General features: G+C 60.4%; 13 protein-coding genes. 9 read left to right on the forward strand and 4 right to left on the reverse strand.

Going from position 1 to position 17,364, the window contains the following annotated elements:
• Positions 1 to 32 precede the first annotated feature (32 nt).
• The 3 genes from BMX68_RS11375 to BMX68_RS11385 all read left to right on the forward strand — a co-directional run bounded on the left by BMX68_RS11375 (position 33) and on the right by BMX68_RS11385 (position 3,654).
• On the forward strand, positions 33 to 926 hold the full coding sequence (locus tag BMX68_RS11375; RefSeq protein WP_017131235.1) for a LysR family transcriptional regulator: 894 nt from the start codon (positions 33 to 35) through the stop codon (positions 924 to 926).
• Positions 927 to 1,058: 132 nt separating this feature from the next.
• On the forward strand, positions 1,059 to 1,979 hold the full coding sequence (gene tal, locus BMX68_RS11380) for a transaldolase (RefSeq protein WP_017131234.1): 921 nt from the start codon (positions 1,059 to 1,061) through the stop codon (positions 1,977 to 1,979).
• A gap of 214 nt (positions 1,980 to 2,193) precedes the next feature.
• Positions 2,194 to 3,654: a DHA2 family efflux MFS transporter permease subunit gene (locus BMX68_RS11385; protein WP_017131233.1), complete on the forward strand. Its 1,461-nt coding sequence runs from the start codon at positions 2,194 to 2,196 to the stop codon at positions 3,652 to 3,654.
• An 89-nt stretch (positions 3,655 to 3,743) separates the two neighbouring features.
• Here the strand turns inward: BMX68_RS11385 and BMX68_RS11390 are convergent, their stop codons facing one another.
• The 3 genes from BMX68_RS11390 to BMX68_RS11400 all read right to left on the reverse strand — a co-directional run bounded on the left by BMX68_RS11390 (position 3,744) and on the right by BMX68_RS11400 (position 7,101).
• The gene (locus tag BMX68_RS11390) at positions 3,744 to 4,142 is read right to left on the reverse strand and encodes a VOC family protein (RefSeq protein WP_017131232.1); all 399 of its coding nucleotides are present in this window, start codon (positions 4,140 to 4,142) and stop codon (positions 3,744 to 3,746) included.
• A gap of 100 nt (positions 4,143 to 4,242) precedes the next feature.
• Positions 4,243 to 5,514, reverse strand: coding sequence for a Zn-dependent hydrolase (locus BMX68_RS11395; protein ID WP_017131231.1), 1,272 nt, complete (start codon positions 5,512 to 5,514; stop codon positions 4,243 to 4,245).
• A gap of 96 nt (positions 5,515 to 5,610) precedes the next feature.
• Positions 5,611 to 7,101 carry an NCS1 family nucleobase:cation symporter-1 gene (locus BMX68_RS11400; protein ID WP_017131230.1) on the reverse strand — a complete coding sequence of 497 codons (1,491 nt, stop codon included), beginning with the start codon at positions 7,099 to 7,101 and terminating at the stop codon, positions 5,611 to 5,613.
• Between the two features lie 668 nt (positions 7,102 to 7,769).
• Here BMX68_RS11400 and hydA point away from each other — a divergent pair.
• From hydA to preA, 3 genes are all read left to right on the forward strand, one after another.
• Complete coding sequence (gene hydA, locus BMX68_RS11405; RefSeq protein WP_017131229.1) at positions 7,770 to 9,209, forward strand: dihydropyrimidinase; 1,440 nt, start codon at positions 7,770 to 7,772, stop codon at positions 9,207 to 9,209.
• A 177-nt stretch (positions 9,210 to 9,386) separates the two neighbouring features.
• Positions 9,387 to 10,754 carry an NAD(P)-dependent oxidoreductase gene (locus BMX68_RS11410; RefSeq protein ID WP_017131228.1) on the forward strand — a complete coding sequence of 456 codons (1,368 nt, stop codon included), beginning with the start codon at positions 9,387 to 9,389 and terminating at the stop codon, positions 10,752 to 10,754.
• On the forward strand, positions 10,755 to 12,035 hold the full coding sequence (preA, locus tag BMX68_RS11415) for an NAD-dependent dihydropyrimidine dehydrogenase subunit PreA (protein WP_017131227.1): 1,281 nt from the start codon (positions 10,755 to 10,757) through the stop codon (positions 12,033 to 12,035).
• Between the two features lie 16 nt (positions 12,036 to 12,051).
• Here preA and BMX68_RS11420 read toward each other — a convergent pair whose 3' ends face one another.
• Positions 12,052 to 12,672, reverse strand: a complete 621-nt coding sequence (locus tag BMX68_RS11420; RefSeq protein ID WP_017131226.1) for a TetR/AcrR family transcriptional regulator — start codon at positions 12,670 to 12,672, stop codon at positions 12,052 to 12,054.
• Between the two features lie 609 nt (positions 12,673 to 13,281).
• Between BMX68_RS11420 and BMX68_RS11425 the strand changes: the two genes are divergently transcribed.
• The 3 genes from BMX68_RS11425 to glgA all read left to right on the forward strand — a co-directional run bounded on the left by BMX68_RS11425 (position 13,282) and on the right by glgA (position 17,363).
• Positions 13,282 to 14,301 (forward strand): alpha/beta fold hydrolase, encoded by a 1,020-nt coding sequence (locus BMX68_RS11425; RefSeq protein ID WP_074862195.1) that lies wholly within the window; start codon positions 13,282 to 13,284, stop codon positions 14,299 to 14,301.
• A gap of 14 nt (positions 14,302 to 14,315) precedes the next feature.
• Entirely contained in the window at positions 14,316 to 15,269 is a 954-nt protein-coding gene (locus tag BMX68_RS11430; protein WP_017131225.1) for a D-2-hydroxyacid dehydrogenase family protein, read from the forward strand.
• A gap of 528 nt (positions 15,270 to 15,797) precedes the next feature.
• Positions 15,798 to 17,363 carry a glycogen synthase GlgA gene (gene glgA / locus BMX68_RS11435; RefSeq protein ID WP_074862198.1) on the forward strand — a complete coding sequence of 522 codons (1,566 nt, stop codon included), beginning with the start codon at positions 15,798 to 15,800 and terminating at the stop codon, positions 17,361 to 17,363.
• The last annotated feature ends 1 nt before the right edge of the window (position 17,364 follow it).

Raw genomic sequence — 17,364 nt, forward strand, 5'->3', positions numbered from 1 at the left:
CTGAACGCTCAGCCGTTGATTAGGAAAGGTCCATGCATTTCGATCTGGCGGATTTGCGTCTCTTCATTCATATCGCCGAATCGCCGAGTCTGACCCAGGGCGCCAAGCGCGCCTTTCTCTCGCCGGCAGCCGCCAGTGCGCGGATCAAAGCGCTGGAGGCACAGCTCGACACACGCCTGCTGTACCGCGACAGCCGCGGCGTCGAAGTTACCCCGGCCGGCCAGCGTCTGCTGCAGCATGCGCGGTTGATCATGCGCCAGGTCGACTACCTGAAAGGCGAGTTCACCCGCTATGGCGGCGATTCTGCCGGGCATATCCGCATCTTCGCCAACACCACGGCGGTCACTGAGTTTCTTCCGGAAGTGCTCGCCGGGTTCCTCTCGAAGCGTCCTGGTGTGACGGTGGACTTACAGGAACGCTTGTCGCGCGATATCGTTCGCGGTGTGCTCGACGGCACGAGTGACATGGGCATCATCGCCGGCCCGGTGGAGGCCAGCGGCTTGCAGGTGATGCACTTCAGCACCGACCGCCTGGTACTGATCGTGCCGGTGGATCATCCGCTGGCGAGCCGACAATCGGTAACACTGAAAAACACCCTGGCCTACCAGCATATCGGCCTACACGAAGGCAGCACCCTCCTGAGTTTCCTGCGCGAACAGGTCGAGCGACTGGGCAAATCCCTGTCGCTGCGGATCCAGGTCTCCAGCTTCGAAGCTATCTGCCGGATGGTCGAGGCCGGCGTGGGCATCGGCATCATTCCCGAATCCGCCGCCCTGCGTCACAGCCGGACCATGCAACTGATAACAGTAGCCCTCGACGAACCCTGGGCGATTCGCGAACGCAGCATCCTGGTGCGAGAGCTGGAGGCCCTGCCTGGCACCATTCGCGCCCTGATCGCGACCTTGATGCCACCGCCCGAAGCCTGAATTGCCCCGCGTTTTTGGGTTGCACAACACTCGCGTTCGGCGGCATTCTTGGGTTATTCCTCCGACCGAACTTTTTACGCTACAGGCACTCAATCAGTGCATTGACCCACGCCCTTCCCGACAGAGACGCTCATGACTTCGAAGCTGGAACAACTCAAGCAGTTCACCACCGTGGTCGCGGACACCGGCGACCTCGACGCCATTACTCGCCTCAAGCCGGTCGACGCCACCACCAACCCGTCACTGCTGCTCAAGGCTGCCGCGCTGCCAGGCTACGCCGAGTTGCTGAAAAGCGCCGTGGCCCATGCCAAGGGCGATGTCGGCCTGGCCTGCGACCACTTTGCCGTAGCGGTCGGCGGTGGCATTCTCAAGGCGATTCCGGGACGTATCTCCACCGAGGTCGATGCCCGCCTGTCGTTCGACGAAGCGGCGCTGTTGAGCAAGGCCAACCAGTTGATCGAGCTGTATGACAAGGCCGGCGTCGGACGTGACCGCGTGCTGATCAAGCTGGCGTCCACCTGGGAAGGCATCCGTGCCGCCGAGAAGCTGGAAAAGGCGGGTATCCAGACTAACCTGACCCTGCTGTTCTCCTTCGCCCAGGCGGCTGCCTGCGCCGACGCCGGGGTGTTTCTGATCTCGCCGTTCGTGGGGCGCATCTACGACTGGTACAAGAAGTCCACGGGCAACGAATACACCGGCGCCGACGATCCGGGCGTGCAGTCGGTGACCCGCATCTACAACTACTACAAGGCCAATGACTACCAGACGGTGGTCATGGGCGCCAGCTTCCGCAATATCAACCAGATCGAGCAGTTGGCCGGTTGCGACCGCCTGACCATCAGCCCGGACCTGCTGGAAAAGTTGGCCCAGGACTCAGGTACCTTGGCCCGCAAGTTGGCTCCGGGCCATGCTGGCGAAGCTCGGCTGAAGCTGACCGAGGCGCAATTTCGCTGGGCCTCCAATGAAGACGCCATGGCCACCGAGAAACTGGCCGAGGGCATTCGCCAATTCGCCCGTGACCAGGAGAAACTCGAAGCCCTGCTCTCCCGGTAATCCTGTCACTGATCGTTCTCGCGCTGGAGCGTGGGAACGATCAGATTGCCCGCAATGAGATATCGCGGCGTGATCGAAAGACCAACCCCGTAACGCCTTTGGGCATTGCCTACAGACCTGCGCAACAATCCGTCACAACCTCACTACACTCTGTTCATTGAGCCCAACCGCCAGGCAAGCCTACACTCTCGCGCCTGCCCTGTGAGAGAACACCATGGCCACCCCCGACATCTCTCCCCACGATTGCCGACAACGCTGGCTCGCCCTGATGGTGTTGTGCCTCGGGGTCCTGATGATTGTGCTCGACACCACCATCGTCAACGTTGCCCTGCCATCGATCAAGACCGACCTGGGGTTCTCCGAAACCGCCCTGGCCTGGGTGGTGAACGCCTATATGCTGACCTTCGGCGGCTTCCTGTTGCTCGGCGGACGCCTGGGTGATCTGTACGGGCATCGCCGGCTGTTCCTGCTGGGTATCGCTTTCTTCACCCTGGCCTCCCTGGTCTGTGGCATTGCCCAAAGCCAGGCCGTGCTGGTCTGGGCTCGCGCCTTCCAGGGCCTGGCCGCCGCGGTAGTCACCGCCGTGGCGTTGTCATTGATCATGGACCTGTTCAGTGAGCCGGCCGAGCGTGCCAAGGCCATGGGCGTCTACGGTTTTGTCTGTGCCGGCGGCGGTAGCCTGGGCGCGCTGCTCGGCGGGGTGCTGACCAGCGCCCTGAGCTGGCACTGGATTTTCCTGGTCAATCTGCCGATCGGCATAGCGGTGATCCTGTTGTCCTTGCGCCTGTTGTCGAAAACCCTCAACGAGCACCCTTCGCGCCATCTGGATGTGGCCGGTGCCCTGACGGTGACGGCTTCGCTGATGCTGGCGGTGTACGCCATCGTCAATGGCAATGAAATGGGCTGGGGCTCCACCCGCACCATCTGGCAACTGGGCCTGGCCGGTGGCCTGTTGATTGCCTTCCTGGTGATCGAAACTCGGGTCAAGGTACCATTGATGCCGTTGCGCCTGTTTAGCCGGCGCAACCTGGCCATCGCCAATATCGTCAGCGTGCTCTGGGCCGCAGCGATGTTTGCCTGGTTCTTCCTGTCGGCGCTGTATATGCAACTGGTGCTGGGTTACACGCCGCTGCAAGTCGGCCTGGCCTTCCTCCCCGCGAACCTGATCATGGCGATTTTTTCCCTGGGTATTTCGGCCAGGCTGGTGATGCGCTTCGGCATCCGTAGCCCTCTGGCAGCCGGCCTGGCACTGGCGACCCTCGGCCTGCTGCTGTTCGCCCAAGCCCCCGTGAACGGCGCTTTCATGCACGATATCCTGCCAGGCATGCTGCTGCTGGGACTGGGTGCTGGCATCGCGTTCAACCCACTGCTGCTGGCGGCGATGAACGATGTCGCACCGTCCGAGTCGGGCCTGGCGTCCGGGGTGGTCAATACCGCCTTCATGATGGGTGGCGCATTGGGGCTCGCCGCGCTTGCCAGTCTCGCTCAGGCGCGCAGCCAGTTGCACCTGAGCACCGGGTTATCGCCATTGGAGGCTCTCAACGAAGGCTATCAAGCCGCCTTCCTGGTGGGCGCCTTGTTTTCCGCGCTGGGCGCCGGTATCGCCGCGACGCTGATGCGCACGAAAACCGCCAGCAACATCGGCGGCGAGGCACCGTCGGCCAGTGATCACTGAGTGGACGCAGAGGTTTCGCCAGCCACTTTTTTGTCGCTCGGCCCGGCTGCTCCGGCAGACCCCTTGCCGGGAATCGCCGCCCAGCCGGGTTAGGAGGCCAGCCCGAGGCCTGCGGCCAGCTCGGAAATCTCGATCAGGTTCAGGTCTGGATCGCGCACATACACCGAGCGGATCGGTGCACTGGCTCCGGTACGCATTACCGGCCCCTCGATGATCGGCCAGTCGGCCTGGCGCAACCGTTCGATCACCTGTTCCAGGGGAATGGCGGCGATAAAGCACAGGTCCAGCGCCCCTGGCACTGGCAGATGGGCCTTGGGCTCGAACTCATGGCCACGCACATGCAGGTTGATCTTCTGGTGGCCGAAGCGAAACGCCTTGCGCCCGCCGGCAAAGGTTTCCAGGCGCATGCCCAGCACCCGCACGTAGAAATCCTCGGCGGCCACGGCATCGATGGTGGTTAGCACCAAGTGGTCGAGATGGTCGATCATGGGTCAGCTCCTGAGGCCTATCGGACTCGTTGCGCTTGTGGCTTCTACTGCTACCGGACTCCAGACAATAGACCCCGTCCCAGGACCCGGTGCAATAACGTCAGGCGCCGGCAATCGCTTCGGACGCCGCCAGCATGGCTCGCAACAATACCGCGCAGCCCGCCGCCAGGTCCTTGGGATCGGCATTCTCGATTTCGTTGTGACTGATCCCGCCCTCGCACGGCACGAAAATCATCCCCGCCGGCCCCAGTTTCGCCAGGAAGATCGCATCATGCCCCGCGCCACTGACGATATTCATATGGGACAACCCCAACCCCTCGGCCGCATTACGCACTGCCTCGACACAACCCTTGTTGAAATACAGTGGCGGGAAATCCGCGGTCGGCGTCAGTTCGAAGCTCAACCCATGCTCGCTACACGTGTTATCGATGACCTCCCTGACCTCGGCAATCATCGAGTCCAGACGTGCCGGCTCCAGGTGCCGGAAGTCCAGGGTCATGCGCACTTCCCCTGGGATCACATTGCGCGAACCTGGATACGCCTGCAGGCAGCCGACAGTGCCGCAGGCATGAGGTTGGTGCCCGAGGGCCGCACGATTGACCGCCGCCACCACCGCCGCCGCGCCGACCAAGGCATCTTTGCGCAGGTGCATCGGGGTCGGCCCGGCATGGGCCTCGACGCCGTTGAGCCTGAGGTCGAACCACTTCTGGCCCAGCGCCCCCAGCACCACGCCAATGGTCTTGCGTTCATCCTCAAGGATCGGCCCCTGTTCGATATGCGCCTCGAAATAAGCCCCCACCGCGTGTCCGCTCGCCGCACGCGGGCCGGCGTAACCGATGGCGTTCAGGGCTTCGCCCACGGTGACGCCCTCGGCATCGGTCTTGGCCAGGGTTTCTTCAAGGCTGAACTCTTGCGCAAACACCCCTGAACCCATCATGCAAGGGGCGAACCGCGAGCCCTCCTCATTGGTCCACACCACCACTTCCAGCGGTGCCTCGGTTTCGATGCCAAGGTCATTGAGGGTACGCAACACCTCCACTCCGGCCAACACGCCGAAGCAGCCGTCGAACTTGCCGCCGGTGGGCTGGGTATCGATGTGGCTGCCGGTCATCACCGGTGGTAGCAATGGATTGCGCCCCGGTCGACGGGCAAAAATATTACCCACGGCATCAACGCTCACGGTGCAGCCGGCGTCCTTGCACCAGCCGACAAAAATATCCCGGGCCTGGCGATCGAGATCGGTCAGGGCCAGACGACAGACGCCGCCCTTGACCGTCGCGCCAAGCTGGGCAAGCTCCATGAGCGAATGCCACAAGCGCTCACTGTTGATGTGCTGATGGTCGGACTGCATAACGTGGGCCAACGCGTTCATGATGATCTCCTCAAACAGTTCCTGTTACACCGATCTTTCCCGCGCCAAGCAGGGCAATGTCGGCCTGGATGCTCCGTGCCGCCTTTTTTGGCAATATCAGACTAATGGCTTGGCGGCCACCACGGCCTTGTCGCTGCCCAACCGGCACAGCCCGTAATACAACACGCCACCCAGCGTCGAGCCGGTGAACCAGCCATAGTCGTAGAACCAGCTAAACGCGCTGCTGCCCAGGGATATCAGCGTCAACACCACGGGTAGGCCGAAGGCCAGGAAACCGTTCCAGTTCCACGCCGGGTAGACATCGTCACGGTACAGACCAGCCAGATCCAGGCGCTGCTGCTTGATGATGAAATAGTCCACCACCATGATCCCGGCAATCGGCCCAAGCAGGCTCGAATAGCCCAACAGCCAGTTGGAATACACCGTCTCCAGGCTTACATCGGAGACCAACAGGCCGAGCTTCTTCAGCAACTCATGACTCATCAGCAACAACCCCACCAGACCGGTCAGCATGACCGCCGTGGTGCGATTGATCAGCTTGGGAGCAATATTTTGGAAGTCATTGGTGGGCGAGACGATGTTCGCCGCCGTGTTGGTGGCCAAGGTGGCGATAATAATCAGGGCCATCGCCAGGGCCACCCAGACCGGACTCTGGATATGTCCGATCAGGCTGACCGGATCGGACACCGTCTGGCCCACCAGCGATGCCGAGGCTGCCGTCATTACCACACCCAAAGCGGCGAACAGGAACATCGTCAGCGGCAAACCGAGAATCTGCCCGACGATCTGGTCCTTCTGGCTTTTGGCATAGCGACTAAAATCGGGGATGTTCAGCGACAGGGTGGCCCAGAAGCCGACCATCGCCGTCAGCCCGGCAAAGAAGTAGCCGTAGACACTGGCACCTTCAGGCCGCTTGGGCGGCTGGGCGAGCAACTCGGTCAGGGAAATATGCGGCAAGGCCCACACCAACAAACCCAAGCCGACCAACACCAGCAGCGGTGCCGAGAGGACTTCCAGCCACTTGATCGACTCCGCTCCACGCAACACCACCCACAGATTCAGGCACCAGAAGATCATGAAGCCGATCGCCTCGCCGGTGCCGCCCAGGGACTTCCATCCCTCGAAGATAGAGCCGAGAAACAGGTGGATCGCCAGCCCGCCGAACAGGGTCTGGATGCCAAACCAGCCGCAAGCCACCAATGCGCGGATCAGGCACGGCACGTTGGAGCCGATCACCCCGAAGGACGAACGCAGCAGTACCGGAAACGGGATGCCGTATTTGGTGCCGGCGAAGGCATTGAGCGTCAGGGGAATCAGCACCACGATATTGGCCAGCAGGATTGCCAGCAGCGCTTCGCCCACTGTCAACCCGAAATACGCGGTGAGGACACCGCCCAGGGTATAGGTCGGTACGCAGATCGACATGCCGATCCACAAGGCGGTGATATGCCATTGATTCCAGGTGCGTTCGTGAACCTTGGTCGGGGCGATGTCGTGATTGTAACGGGGGCTGTCGAGGACGTCGTTGCCGGCTTCCAGCTCGTACAAGCCAGCACGCTCAGTCACTTGCGATCGGTTCTGTTGCATTGGCCGCTCCACTGTTGTTCTGATTATTCGCTCATCGGACTGGCTGACGGAAAACACCGCGCGCCAGACGATGGCCGGAGATTCTGGGCAAAACATGCCTGCACACAGGCCTGCGGAAAACTCACCACGCCTGCAAGTTCCCGTGCCGAGCCTACGACACCTACAAACCGGTCAGCGTGTTGTCGGCGGCAATCAATAAACGTGCCGGGTTCTCCGAAAACTCGTCTGACCAATCCTAAAAACGGCTACAACTTGCTGATTTTTTTCAGCTTTATAAAATTTATCAGTGAGCCCCGGCAGCCTTGTCTTCAAGCACTCAGGCTGAATGCAGACGCATGCTGCGTACTATCGGGACTCAACTTGCCATCAGTTGCCGGGCACCTGCTCAAGCAACTGATTTGCCCTATAAAATCTCGCTTAAATTTGAATCTTGTCAAGCATGTCAAAATGCAAAAAATCGTGTGTATTTTTAATAAAAATATTTAATTTCTTATTTTTCAACGAGTTATTTTAAATATAAACTTATAAAAAATAATCTTGCTCATTTCATAACAAACAACTAAATTTTAATCCTGACACAGCTGACAGGATTGGAACTCCCCTTCAGCACGCTTTCCGTACAAAACCTAGAATCGGCACCAGCCGGTCAAGCCTGCGAGGAATTCGGTATGTCCCTATTGATCCGTGGTGCCACCATCGTTACCCATGAAGAAAATTATCGCGCCGATGTGCTCTGCGCCGACGGTTTGATCAAAGCCATCGGCAACTCGCTTGAGGTTCCGTCAGGTTGTGAAGTTCTCGATGGCAGCGGGCAATACCTGATGCCAGGCGGCATCGATCCCCATACCCATATGCAATTGCCCTTCATGGGCACCGTCGCCAGCGAGGATTTCTTCAGCGGCACGGCGGCAGGTCTTGCCGGGGGTACCACCTCGATCATCGACTTTGTGATTCCCAACCCTCAACAATCCCTGCTGGAAGCCTTTCACCAATGGCGCGGCTGGGCTGAGAAATCTGCCGCCGACTACGGTTTTCATGTCGCTATCACCTGGTGGAGCGAACAGGTCCGCGAGGAGATGGCCGAACTGGTGAGTCACCACGGCATCAACAGCTTCAAGCATTTCATGGCCTACAAAAACGCGATCATGGCGGCCGACGATACGCTGGTGGCCAGTTTCGAACGCTGCCTGGAATTGGGCGCGATCCCCACGGTACATGCCGAGAACGGCGAGTTGGTCTACCACCTGCAGCGCAAACTGCTGGCGCAAGGCTTCAGCGGGCCTGAAGCCCACCCATTGTCACGTCCATCGCAGGTCGAAGGCGAAGCCGCCAGCCGCGCGATCCGCATCGCCGAAACGCTCGGTACGCCGCTGTACCTGGTGCATGTGTCAACCCGCGAAGCCCTCGATGAAATCACCTACGCTCGCGCTAAGGGTCAGCCGGTCTATGGCGAAGTACTGGCCGGGCACCTGTTGCTCGACGACAGTGTCTACCGCGATCCCGACTGGCAGACCGCCGCCGGGTATGTGATGAGCCCGCCGTTCCGCCCACGCGGCCATCAGGAAGCACTGTGGCGTGGCCTGCAATCGAACAACCTGCACACCACCGCGACTGACCATTGCTGCTTCTGCGCCGAACAGAAAGCCGTCGGGCGCGACGACTTCAGCAAGATCCCCAACGGCACCGCCGGGATAGAGGACCGTATGGCGGTGCTCTGGGATGAAGGGGTCAATACCGGGCGCCTGTCGATGCAGGACTTCGTGGCGCTGACCTCGACCAACACCGCGAAAATCTTCAACCTGTTTCCGCGCAAGGGGGCGATCCGCGTCGGCGCTGACGCCGATCTGGTGCTCTGGGACCCGCAAGGCAGCCGGACGATCTCCGCCAAGACGCACCATCAGCAGGTCGATTTCAATATCTTCGAAGGCAAGACCGTGCGCGGCATTCCCAGCCATACCATCAGCCAAGGCAAGTTGGTCTGGGCCGATGGCGAGCTGCGGGTCGAACGCGGTGCCGGACGCTATATCGAGCGCCCGGCCTACCCGGCGGTGTTTGACCTGTTGAGCAAGCGCGCCGAACTGCAACGTCCGACCGCCGTCAAGCGCTGAACGCCTGGCGGCCTGTGCGGTGCGTTCGCTAGCTCAAATTCGGATACCCGCAGGCCAGGGGCTTGTGGCATCCAAAATTGACTAACAGAGCTCGCCACGCAGGGGCTACTCGATCCGCCAGAGATAAAACCACTGCCCGCCTAGAGGCAATTCGCACAAAACCGTGAGGCCTTCACCGTGATCAAGACCCTGAGCCACCTTCCTCATCCCAGTGACAACCCGGCTGCCCTCGCCGCCCATTTCACCGACCTGGCGCCGCCGTTGAACGCTCGTCAGGCCCATCTGGAGGCATCGCGCTGCCTGTATTGCTACGACGCTCCGTGCGTTAACGCTTGTCCCAGCGACATCGATATCCCGTCGTTTATTCGCAATATTCATCAGGACAATGTCCAGGGCGCCGCGCAGAAGATTCTGGAGGCCAATATTCTCGGCGGCAGCTGTGCGCGGGTCTGCCCGACCGAAGTCCTCTGCCAGCAAGCCTGTGTGCGCAACAACAGCCAGGAATGTGCGCCGGTGCTGATCGGCCTGTTGCAACGCTTTGCCGTCGACAATGCGCACTTCAGCGAACACCCGTTCAAGCGCTCGGCCGCCAGCGGCAAGCGGATCGCCGTGGTCGGGGCCGGTCCCGCCGGCTTGTCCTGCGCCCATCGACTGGCCATGCACGGTCATGACGTAGTGATCTTCGAAGCGCGAGAAAAAGCCGGCGGCCTCAATGAATATGGGATCGCCAGATACAAACTGGTGGACGATTTCGCCCAGCACGAACTGGAGTTTCTATTGCAGATCGGCGGCATCGAGATCCGCCACGGACAGAAAATGGGTCGCAATCTGTCCCTAAGCGAACTGCACTCACAGTTCGACGCGGTGTTCCTCGGCCTCGGTCTGGCCGCCACCCGCCAACTGGGGCTGACCGACGAAGACGCACCGGGCCTGCTGCCCGCCACTGAGTACATCAGCGAACTGCGCCAGGCCAGCGACCTCAGCCAACTGCCGCTGGCCAACCGCTGCATCGTGCTCGGTGCCGGCAATACCGCCATCGACATGGCCGTGCAGATGGCCCGTCTTGGCGCCCAGGACGTCAACCTGGTGTATCGCCGTGGGCTGGAGGACATGGGCGCTACCGCCCATGAGCAGGCGATCGCCAAGGCCAATCAGGTGCGCCTGCTGACCTGGGCTCAACCGCAAGCGGTGCTGCTCAACGAGCGGGGTCAGGTGCGCGGCATGCGCTTTGCCCGTACCCGCCTGGAAAACGGTCGTTTGCAGAGCACCGGCGCAACCTTTGAACTGGCCGCCGACGCCATCTTCAAAGCCATCGGCCAGACCTTCGATGACACGGTCCTGGACGATCCGTTGGCCCGCGAACTGCGCCGCGTGGGTGATCGTATCGAAGTTGACGAGCACCTGCGCACCAGTGTGCCCGGCGTCTACGCTGGCGGCGACTGCATCAGCCTCGGCCAGGACCTCACAGTCCAGGCCGTCCAACACGGCAAGCTGGCCGCCGAGGCCATCCACGCCCAACTCTTGCTCAATGTGGAGGCTGCATAAATGGCCGATCTGTCGATTGTCTTCGCCGGCATCAAGGCTCCCAATCCGTTCTGGCTGGCCTCCGCGCCGCCCACCGACAAGGCCTATAACGTGGTCCGCGCCTTCGAGGCCGGCTGGGGCGGCGCGGTCTGGAAAACCCTGGGGGAAGACCCCGCCGCGGTCAACGTGTCCTCGCGCTATTCGGCGCACTTCGGACCCAACCGCGAAGTGATGGGCATCAACAACATCGAACTGATCACCGACCGCTCCCTGGAGGTCAACCTGCGGGAGATTACCCAGGTCAAGAAGGATTGGCCGGACCGGGCGCTGATCGTGTCGTTGATGGTACCTTGCGAGGAAGACTCGTGGAAATTCATCCTGCCCCTGGTGGAAGCCACCGGAGCGGACGGCATCGAACTGAACTTCGGCTGTCCCCATGGCATGCCCGAGCGCGGCATGGGCGCTGCGGTCGGCCAGGTTCCCGAGTATGTGGAGATGGTCACACGCTGGTGCAAGACCTACTGCTCGCTGCCGGTGATCGTCAAGTTGACCCCGAACATCACCGATATCCGCCTATCGGCCCGCGCCGCCCATCGCGGCGGGGCCGACGCGGTGTCGCTGATCAACACCATCAACTCCATCACCAGCGTCGATCTCGATCGCATGGTTGCCCTGCCCATGGTCGGCAGCCAGAGCACCCACGGCGGCTACTGCGGCCCGGCGGTCAAGCCCATCGCCCTGAACATGGTCGCGGAAATCGCCCGCGACTCGCAGACCCATGGCCTGCCGATCTGCGGCATCGGTGGCATCGGCAGTTGGCGCGATGCCGCTGAGTTCGTCGCCCTGGGTTGCGGCGCGGTGCAGGTGTGTACGGCGGCAATGCTCCACGGCTTCCGTATCGTCGATGAGATGAAGGACGGTCTGTCGCGCTGGATGGACAGCCAGGGCTATACCCGCTTGCAGCAGTTTTCCGGCAAAGCGGTCGGCAATACCACCGACTGGAAGTACCTGGACATCAACTATCAGGTCATCGCGAAGATCGACCAGGACGCCTGTATCGGCTGCGGCCGTTGCCATATCGCCTGCGAAGACACCTCGCACCAGGCCATCGCCAGCCTGCGCCAGGCCGATGGCAGCCACAGCTATGAAGTGATCGACGCAGAATGTGTGGGCTGCAACCTGTGCCAAATCACCTGCCCGGTAGCGGACTGCATCGAGATGGTGCCCCAGGCAACCGACAAACCGTTCCTCGACTGGAACCACGATCCGCGCAACCCCTATCGGATCCAGGAGGCCAGCTAACCAGAGCACCGGGGGATCAGGGCTCCAACCCGATCCCTCGCAGGATGACCTGGGTCACTGTCTGCACCGCCTTTTCGAACTGCAGGTCCGACAGCGGCTGGTGATCGTTGAGAATCGCCACCTGATGGCTGAAGTCGGCATAGTGCTGGGTCGAGGCCCAGATCATGTACAGCAGGCTCAACGGCTCCACCGGCAGAATCCGACCGTCCTCCACCCACTGGCGAATCTTCGCCTCCTTCATCTTGGCCCAGTCATACAGGCCGAGATCGAGAGTCTCACCCAAGGCCGGCGCACCATGGATGATTTCATTGGCCCAGACTTTCGAGCCGTGGGGCCGGGTTCGCGAATGATTCATCTTGGCGCGAATATAGCTGCTCAGTACCACCCGAGGATCGTCGAACATCTCGAAACACAGGGCATCCTGCTTCCACACCTCCAGCAGATCGAGGAGTACCGCGTTATAGAGCTCGCTCTTGGTGCTAAAGTAATAGTGCAAATTGGAGCGCGGCAACTGTACCTCTTCGGCAATATCCGCCATGGCGGTGCCACCGAAGCCCTTTTCGGCAAAGACCTTCTCGGCCGCCAGGAGAATCTTCTCGACGTTACTGCGACGAATCCGAATCTTGTGATTGCCCATAAGGGCTCCCTGCAAACGACAGGCTCTAAGACTAACCCGTGCCGGATACGCGGTATAGCGCAATCGCGGGCACGCCCGTGAACAACCTCAACGGACACGGACCATCCCACCTCATCGCCTTGCTGGCCGACCTGTACATCGCATGCAAACCGTTACCTGATCGATAAGGAAACCTATCAAGAACATAATAAGCAGACTTGTCGATAAAATTAGTGACAGTAAATGTATTACTCTCCGCTCAACGTCGCGGCCATTTATGTCTAAATTAATCTTCATCCAGGCCGGGCCATCACCCCTTCCAAACATTCTCTATGGATTCACCGCACACAAACGAAAAATAATCATATGACGTGTGTCCATCATTTCGCAAAAACAAACCTTATACCCATGAAAAATAGTGTAAATATAGTAAAAATTTAGAGAAAATAGCACTGTGAATTGCAAGAAAATTCGCACAAAATAAAATCAAACAAGATAAAACAAAAAACAACCAAGGTCGCATTCAGCTTAAAATCGCAGGCATCTAACATGATGAATTAACCCTACTCACCTTAATCCAAGGTTAATCGTAAACTACCAGTATCGGCCTACTTCTTCTGGAGATTCCCTATGTCGAATGCCCGCGCCCTTGTCCTCGGCAGCCTGTTCCTCGCTGCCTCATTGCCCGCGCTGTCCCATGCCACCGAAGGACCGGCCTACGGTCAGGAACTGCAAGGTTTCGACTATCCCTATCCGGTCGAACACTTTGCCTTCCAGTCTCAAGGCAAGGCTCTACGGATGGGCTATATGGACGTCAAGCCCAGCGGGCCGGCCAATGGTCAGAGCGTGGTGCTGATGCACGGCAAGAACTTCTGCGGTGCCACCTGGGAGGAGTCGATCAAGGCTCTGAGCGCGGCCGGCTACCGGGTCATCGCCCCGGACCAGATCGGTTTCTGCACCTCCAGCAAACCCGACAGTTACCAGTACACGTTCCAACAATTGGCGAGCAACACTCACGCCCTGCTGGAAAATCTCGGCCTTCACAAGGCCGTGCTTCTCGGTCACTCCACCGGCGGCATGCTCGCCACTCGCTACGCATTGCTCTACCCCCGGCAGGTCGAGCGCCTGGCGCTGGTCAACCCCATCGGCCTGGAAGATTGGAAAGCCCTGGGCGTGCCCTATCGCACCGTCGACCAATGGAACGAGCGCGAGTTGAAGCTGACTGCCGAGGGCATTCGCAACTACGAACGCAACACCTACTATGCCGGCCACTGGAAACCCGAGTTCGACCGCTGGGTCGATATGCTCGCCGGCCTGAACAAAGGCCCTGGGCAGGTCGCGGTGGCCTGGAACTCGGCGCTGATCTACGACATGATCTTCACCCAGCCGGTGTACTACGAGTTCAAGGACCTGAAGATGCCCACCCTGTTGCTGATCGGCACCGCCGACACCACGGCCATCGGCAGCGATATCGCGCCGCCGGAGGTCAAGGCTCGCCTCGGTCACTATGACGTGCTCGGCAAGCAGGTGACCAAGCTGATCCCGCACTCGACACTGGTCGAATTCCCCGGCTTGGGCCATGCCCCTCAGATGGAAGAGCCGGCCCGTTTCCACAAGGCCCTGCTCGGCTGGCTGGCCGCCAAACAATAAAGAGGAAAGAGGCAATGACGTTGCAGATTGCGGTAATCGATGACTGGCAAGGCGTGGCGGGCGATGTCGTGGACTGGTCGGTACTGGAGGTCATCGGTCAGGTGAGCTTTCTCCACGACTACCCCGCCGCCACCGAAATCATGGCCGAACGCCTGGCAGGCTTCGATGTGATCTGCGTGATGCGTGAGCGCAGCACATTCGACGAGACCCTGCTGCGCCAGCTACCGCGCCTGAAACTGCTGGTGACCGGGGGCATGCGCAATGCCGCGCTGGATATCCAGGCCGCGACGGCCCTGGGTATCCCGGTCTGCGGCACGCAAAGCTACAAGCATGCCGCTCCGGAACTGACCTGGGCGCTGATCATGGCCCTGAGCCGCAACCTGTTGAAAGAAGCCAACGCCCTGCGCGCCGGTGACTGGCAGCAAGGGCTGGGCGGCGATCTCTACGGCAAGACCCTGGGCATTCTCGGTTTGGGCAGCATCGGCCAGAAAGTCGCTCGCTACGGCCAGGCATTCGGCATGCGGGTGATCGCCTGGAGCGAAAACCTCACGCCCGAACGCGCCGCCGAATCAGGTGTGGAATATGTCGGCAAACAGGCGCTGTTCGAACAGGCCGACCTGTTGTCCATTCACCTGGTGCTCAGTGATCGTTCCCGTGGCCTGGTGGACGTCCAGGCACTGGGCTGGATGAAACCGTCCGCCTTGCTGATCAACACCGCTCGCGGGCCGATCGTCGACGAACAGGCGCTGATCCATGCGTTGGAAAACGGCAAGCTGGCCGGTGCCGCGCTGGATGTCTACGAACAAGAACCACTGCCGAACAACCATCCATTGCGTACCCTGGAGAATGTCCTGGCGACTCCCCATATCGGTTATGTCAGCGAGAATAACTACCGGATGTTCTACAGCCAGATGATCGAGGACATCCAGGCCTGGGCGGCTGGACAGCCGATCCGGCGCTTGGGCTAAGCAGTTGCCTGCCCAGATCAGCCTATGGTGCAACTATTCCCCGACCCAGTGATCGAGGGATAGATCAGCGGGCTCTCTATCTGGGCGTATCACCCGCTGCTCCGCAATCATTAACGCACCATTCTTGAGCGACTGGGCTTGGAACTGGCGTCAGTGAGGAGCAATCCTCCCACGGTGTCCTTCAGCGGTGACGACGCTAGCGTCCGGACCTTAAGTCATATCGTCGGATATTTCCCACCTATTCGTCTAAGCGATGGCATCTCTTATACGCTGTTTGTTCAGGTCTATTGACCGCTCGGTCATTTCGTCGAGAAAAAGTCGAAACTTCTCAATAGTCGACCGGTCAGCTTAAAGGTAGGGCGTCTGTTTCGGCAGTCATGGGCACAGGCGTTCCCCCACTCTTTCATGTTCCGGTGCATTGGGCGGTGGTCGCCCAATCGCCCTGAATAGGTGTGGCCGACCAAAGGATGTGGTTTCGGCACGCTGTGTGAAAGGTTTGAGTCACATCAAATAAAATAGGAGAGGCACATGATCAGCGCTGCGTTGGAAGTTCAGGGGGAGGGTTTGAATCAAGCCAGCGAACCGGTCCACGTGTCAGTCCCCTTGGCGGGAGGGAAGACGTTGTCACCGCCAGTAGCCATCAACTCCAACAAGAAGAAAGTCCTGTTTGTCACCTCGGAATTCGCCGATCTGGTCAAAGCCGGTGGCCTGGGCGATGTCTCGGCGGCGTTGCCCAGGGCCATGCGTCATCTGCACGATGTGCGGGTACTGATTCCTGGTTACTCGCAGGTGCTGCACAGCGACAACCCGATCCACCTTGTCGGCGAACTGGGTGGCCATGCTGCCTTGCCACCGTGCAAGATCGGTCGTATGGACATGCCCGACGGCTTGGTAATCTACGTACTGATCTGCCCCGAGTTATTCGAGCGTGAAGGCACCCCCTATGGCGCCAACAACGGGCGCGATTGGCCGGACAACCATATCCGCTTCGCCCGCCTGGGCCTGGCCGCCGCCGATATCGCTGCCAACCTGGCACAGATCCACTGGACCCCCGACCTGGTCCATGCCCACGACTGGCCGGCTGGCCTGGCTCCGGCCTATATGCACTGGCGCGGCCAGCACACGCCGACCCTGTTCACCATCCATAACCTCGCCTACCAGGGCGTGGTCAGCCTGGCCTGCTGCCCGGAGTTGGGGATCCCGCCCCACGCCCTGCAACAGGAGGGCATGGAGTTCTACGGCAAGCTGTCGTTTCTTAAGGCCGGTATGGCCTATTCGAGCCATATCACCACGGTCAGCGCCACTTACGCCGAGGAAATCACCACCCCGGAGTTTGGGTGCGGCCTCGACGGTTTCCTCGCCAGCAAGACCTACCAGGGCCTGCTCAGCGGCATTCCTAACGGTATCGATGAAAGCTGGGATGCGGCCACCGACAGCCACCTGGTCTGCCCGTTCAATATCGGCGACTGGGACAGCAAGGCCACCAACATCGCCCATGTGCGCCAGTTGTTCGGCCTGGAGCCCTCCAGCGGCCCGCTGTTCGCCGTGGTCTCGCGATTGGTCTACCAGAAGGGCCTGGACCTGACCGAAGCGGTCAGCGAATTTATCGTCCGCGCTGGCGGCCAGATCGCCATTATCGGCCGTGGCGAGCCGGAAGCAGAACAGGCGTTGCGCCAGCTGGCCCTGCGTTTCCCAGGCCAGATCGGTGTGCGCATCGGCTTCAATGAAACCGATGCGCGGCGGATGTTCGCCGGCAGTGATTTCCTGCTGATGCCTTCACGCTACGAACCCTGTGGATTGAGCCAGATGTATGCCCAGCGTTTCGGCTCGTTGCCGGTGGCGCGCAATACCGGCGGCCTGGCCGACACCATCGAGGACGGCGTAACCGGTTTCCTCTTCGACGAATCCACCGTACAAAGCTACGAAGCAGCCCTGCACCGGGCCTTCAAGGTCTTCGCCTATCCGCCGCTGTTCAATGCCATGCGCTGCCGGGCGATGGCCGCGCCGTTCAACTGGTGTAAGGCGGTGGAACCCTATGCGCAACTGTATGAAACCTTGGTGGCCAATTCCCGGAGCAGTTCAGGCGAGCGCTGAG

It is taken from the genome of Pseudomonas agarici, assembly GCF_900109755.1.
GTDB lineage: Bacteria > Pseudomonadota > Gammaproteobacteria > Pseudomonadales > Pseudomonadaceae > Aquipseudomonas > Aquipseudomonas agarici.

Coding starts and splice junctions, on each gene's coding strand:
- BMX68_RS11375 (WP_017131235.1), top strand. CDS start 33: ATGCATTTCGATCTGGCGGATTTGCGTCTCTTCATTCATATCGCCGAA.
- tal (WP_017131234.1), top strand. CDS start 1,059: ATGACTTCGAAGCTGGAACAACTCAAGCAGTTCACCACCGTGGTCGCG.
- BMX68_RS11385 (WP_017131233.1), top strand. CDS start 2,194: ATGGCCACCCCCGACATCTCTCCCCACGATTGCCGACAACGCTGGCTC.
- BMX68_RS11390 (WP_017131232.1), bottom strand. CDS start 4,142: ATGATCGACCATCTCGACCACTTGGTGCTAACCACCATCGATGCCGTG.
- BMX68_RS11395 (WP_017131231.1), bottom strand. CDS start 5,514: ATGAACGCGTTGGCCCACGTTATGCAGTCCGACCATCAGCACATCAAC.
- BMX68_RS11400 (WP_017131230.1), bottom strand. CDS start 7,101: ATGCAACAGAACCGATCGCAAGTGACTGAGCGTGCTGGCTTGTACGAG.
- hydA (WP_017131229.1), top strand. CDS start 7,770: ATGTCCCTATTGATCCGTGGTGCCACCATCGTTACCCATGAAGAAAAT.
- preA (WP_017131227.1), top strand. CDS start 10,755: ATGGCCGATCTGTCGATTGTCTTCGCCGGCATCAAGGCTCCCAATCCG.
- BMX68_RS11420 (WP_017131226.1), bottom strand. CDS start 12,672: ATGGGCAATCACAAGATTCGGATTCGTCGCAGTAACGTCGAGAAGATT.
- BMX68_RS11425 (WP_074862195.1), top strand. CDS start 13,282: ATGTCGAATGCCCGCGCCCTTGTCCTCGGCAGCCTGTTCCTCGCTGCC.
- BMX68_RS11430 (WP_017131225.1), top strand. CDS start 14,316: ATGACGTTGCAGATTGCGGTAATCGATGACTGGCAAGGCGTGGCGGGC.
- glgA (WP_074862198.1), top strand. CDS start 15,798: ATGATCAGCGCTGCGTTGGAAGTTCAGGGGGAGGGTTTGAATCAAGCC.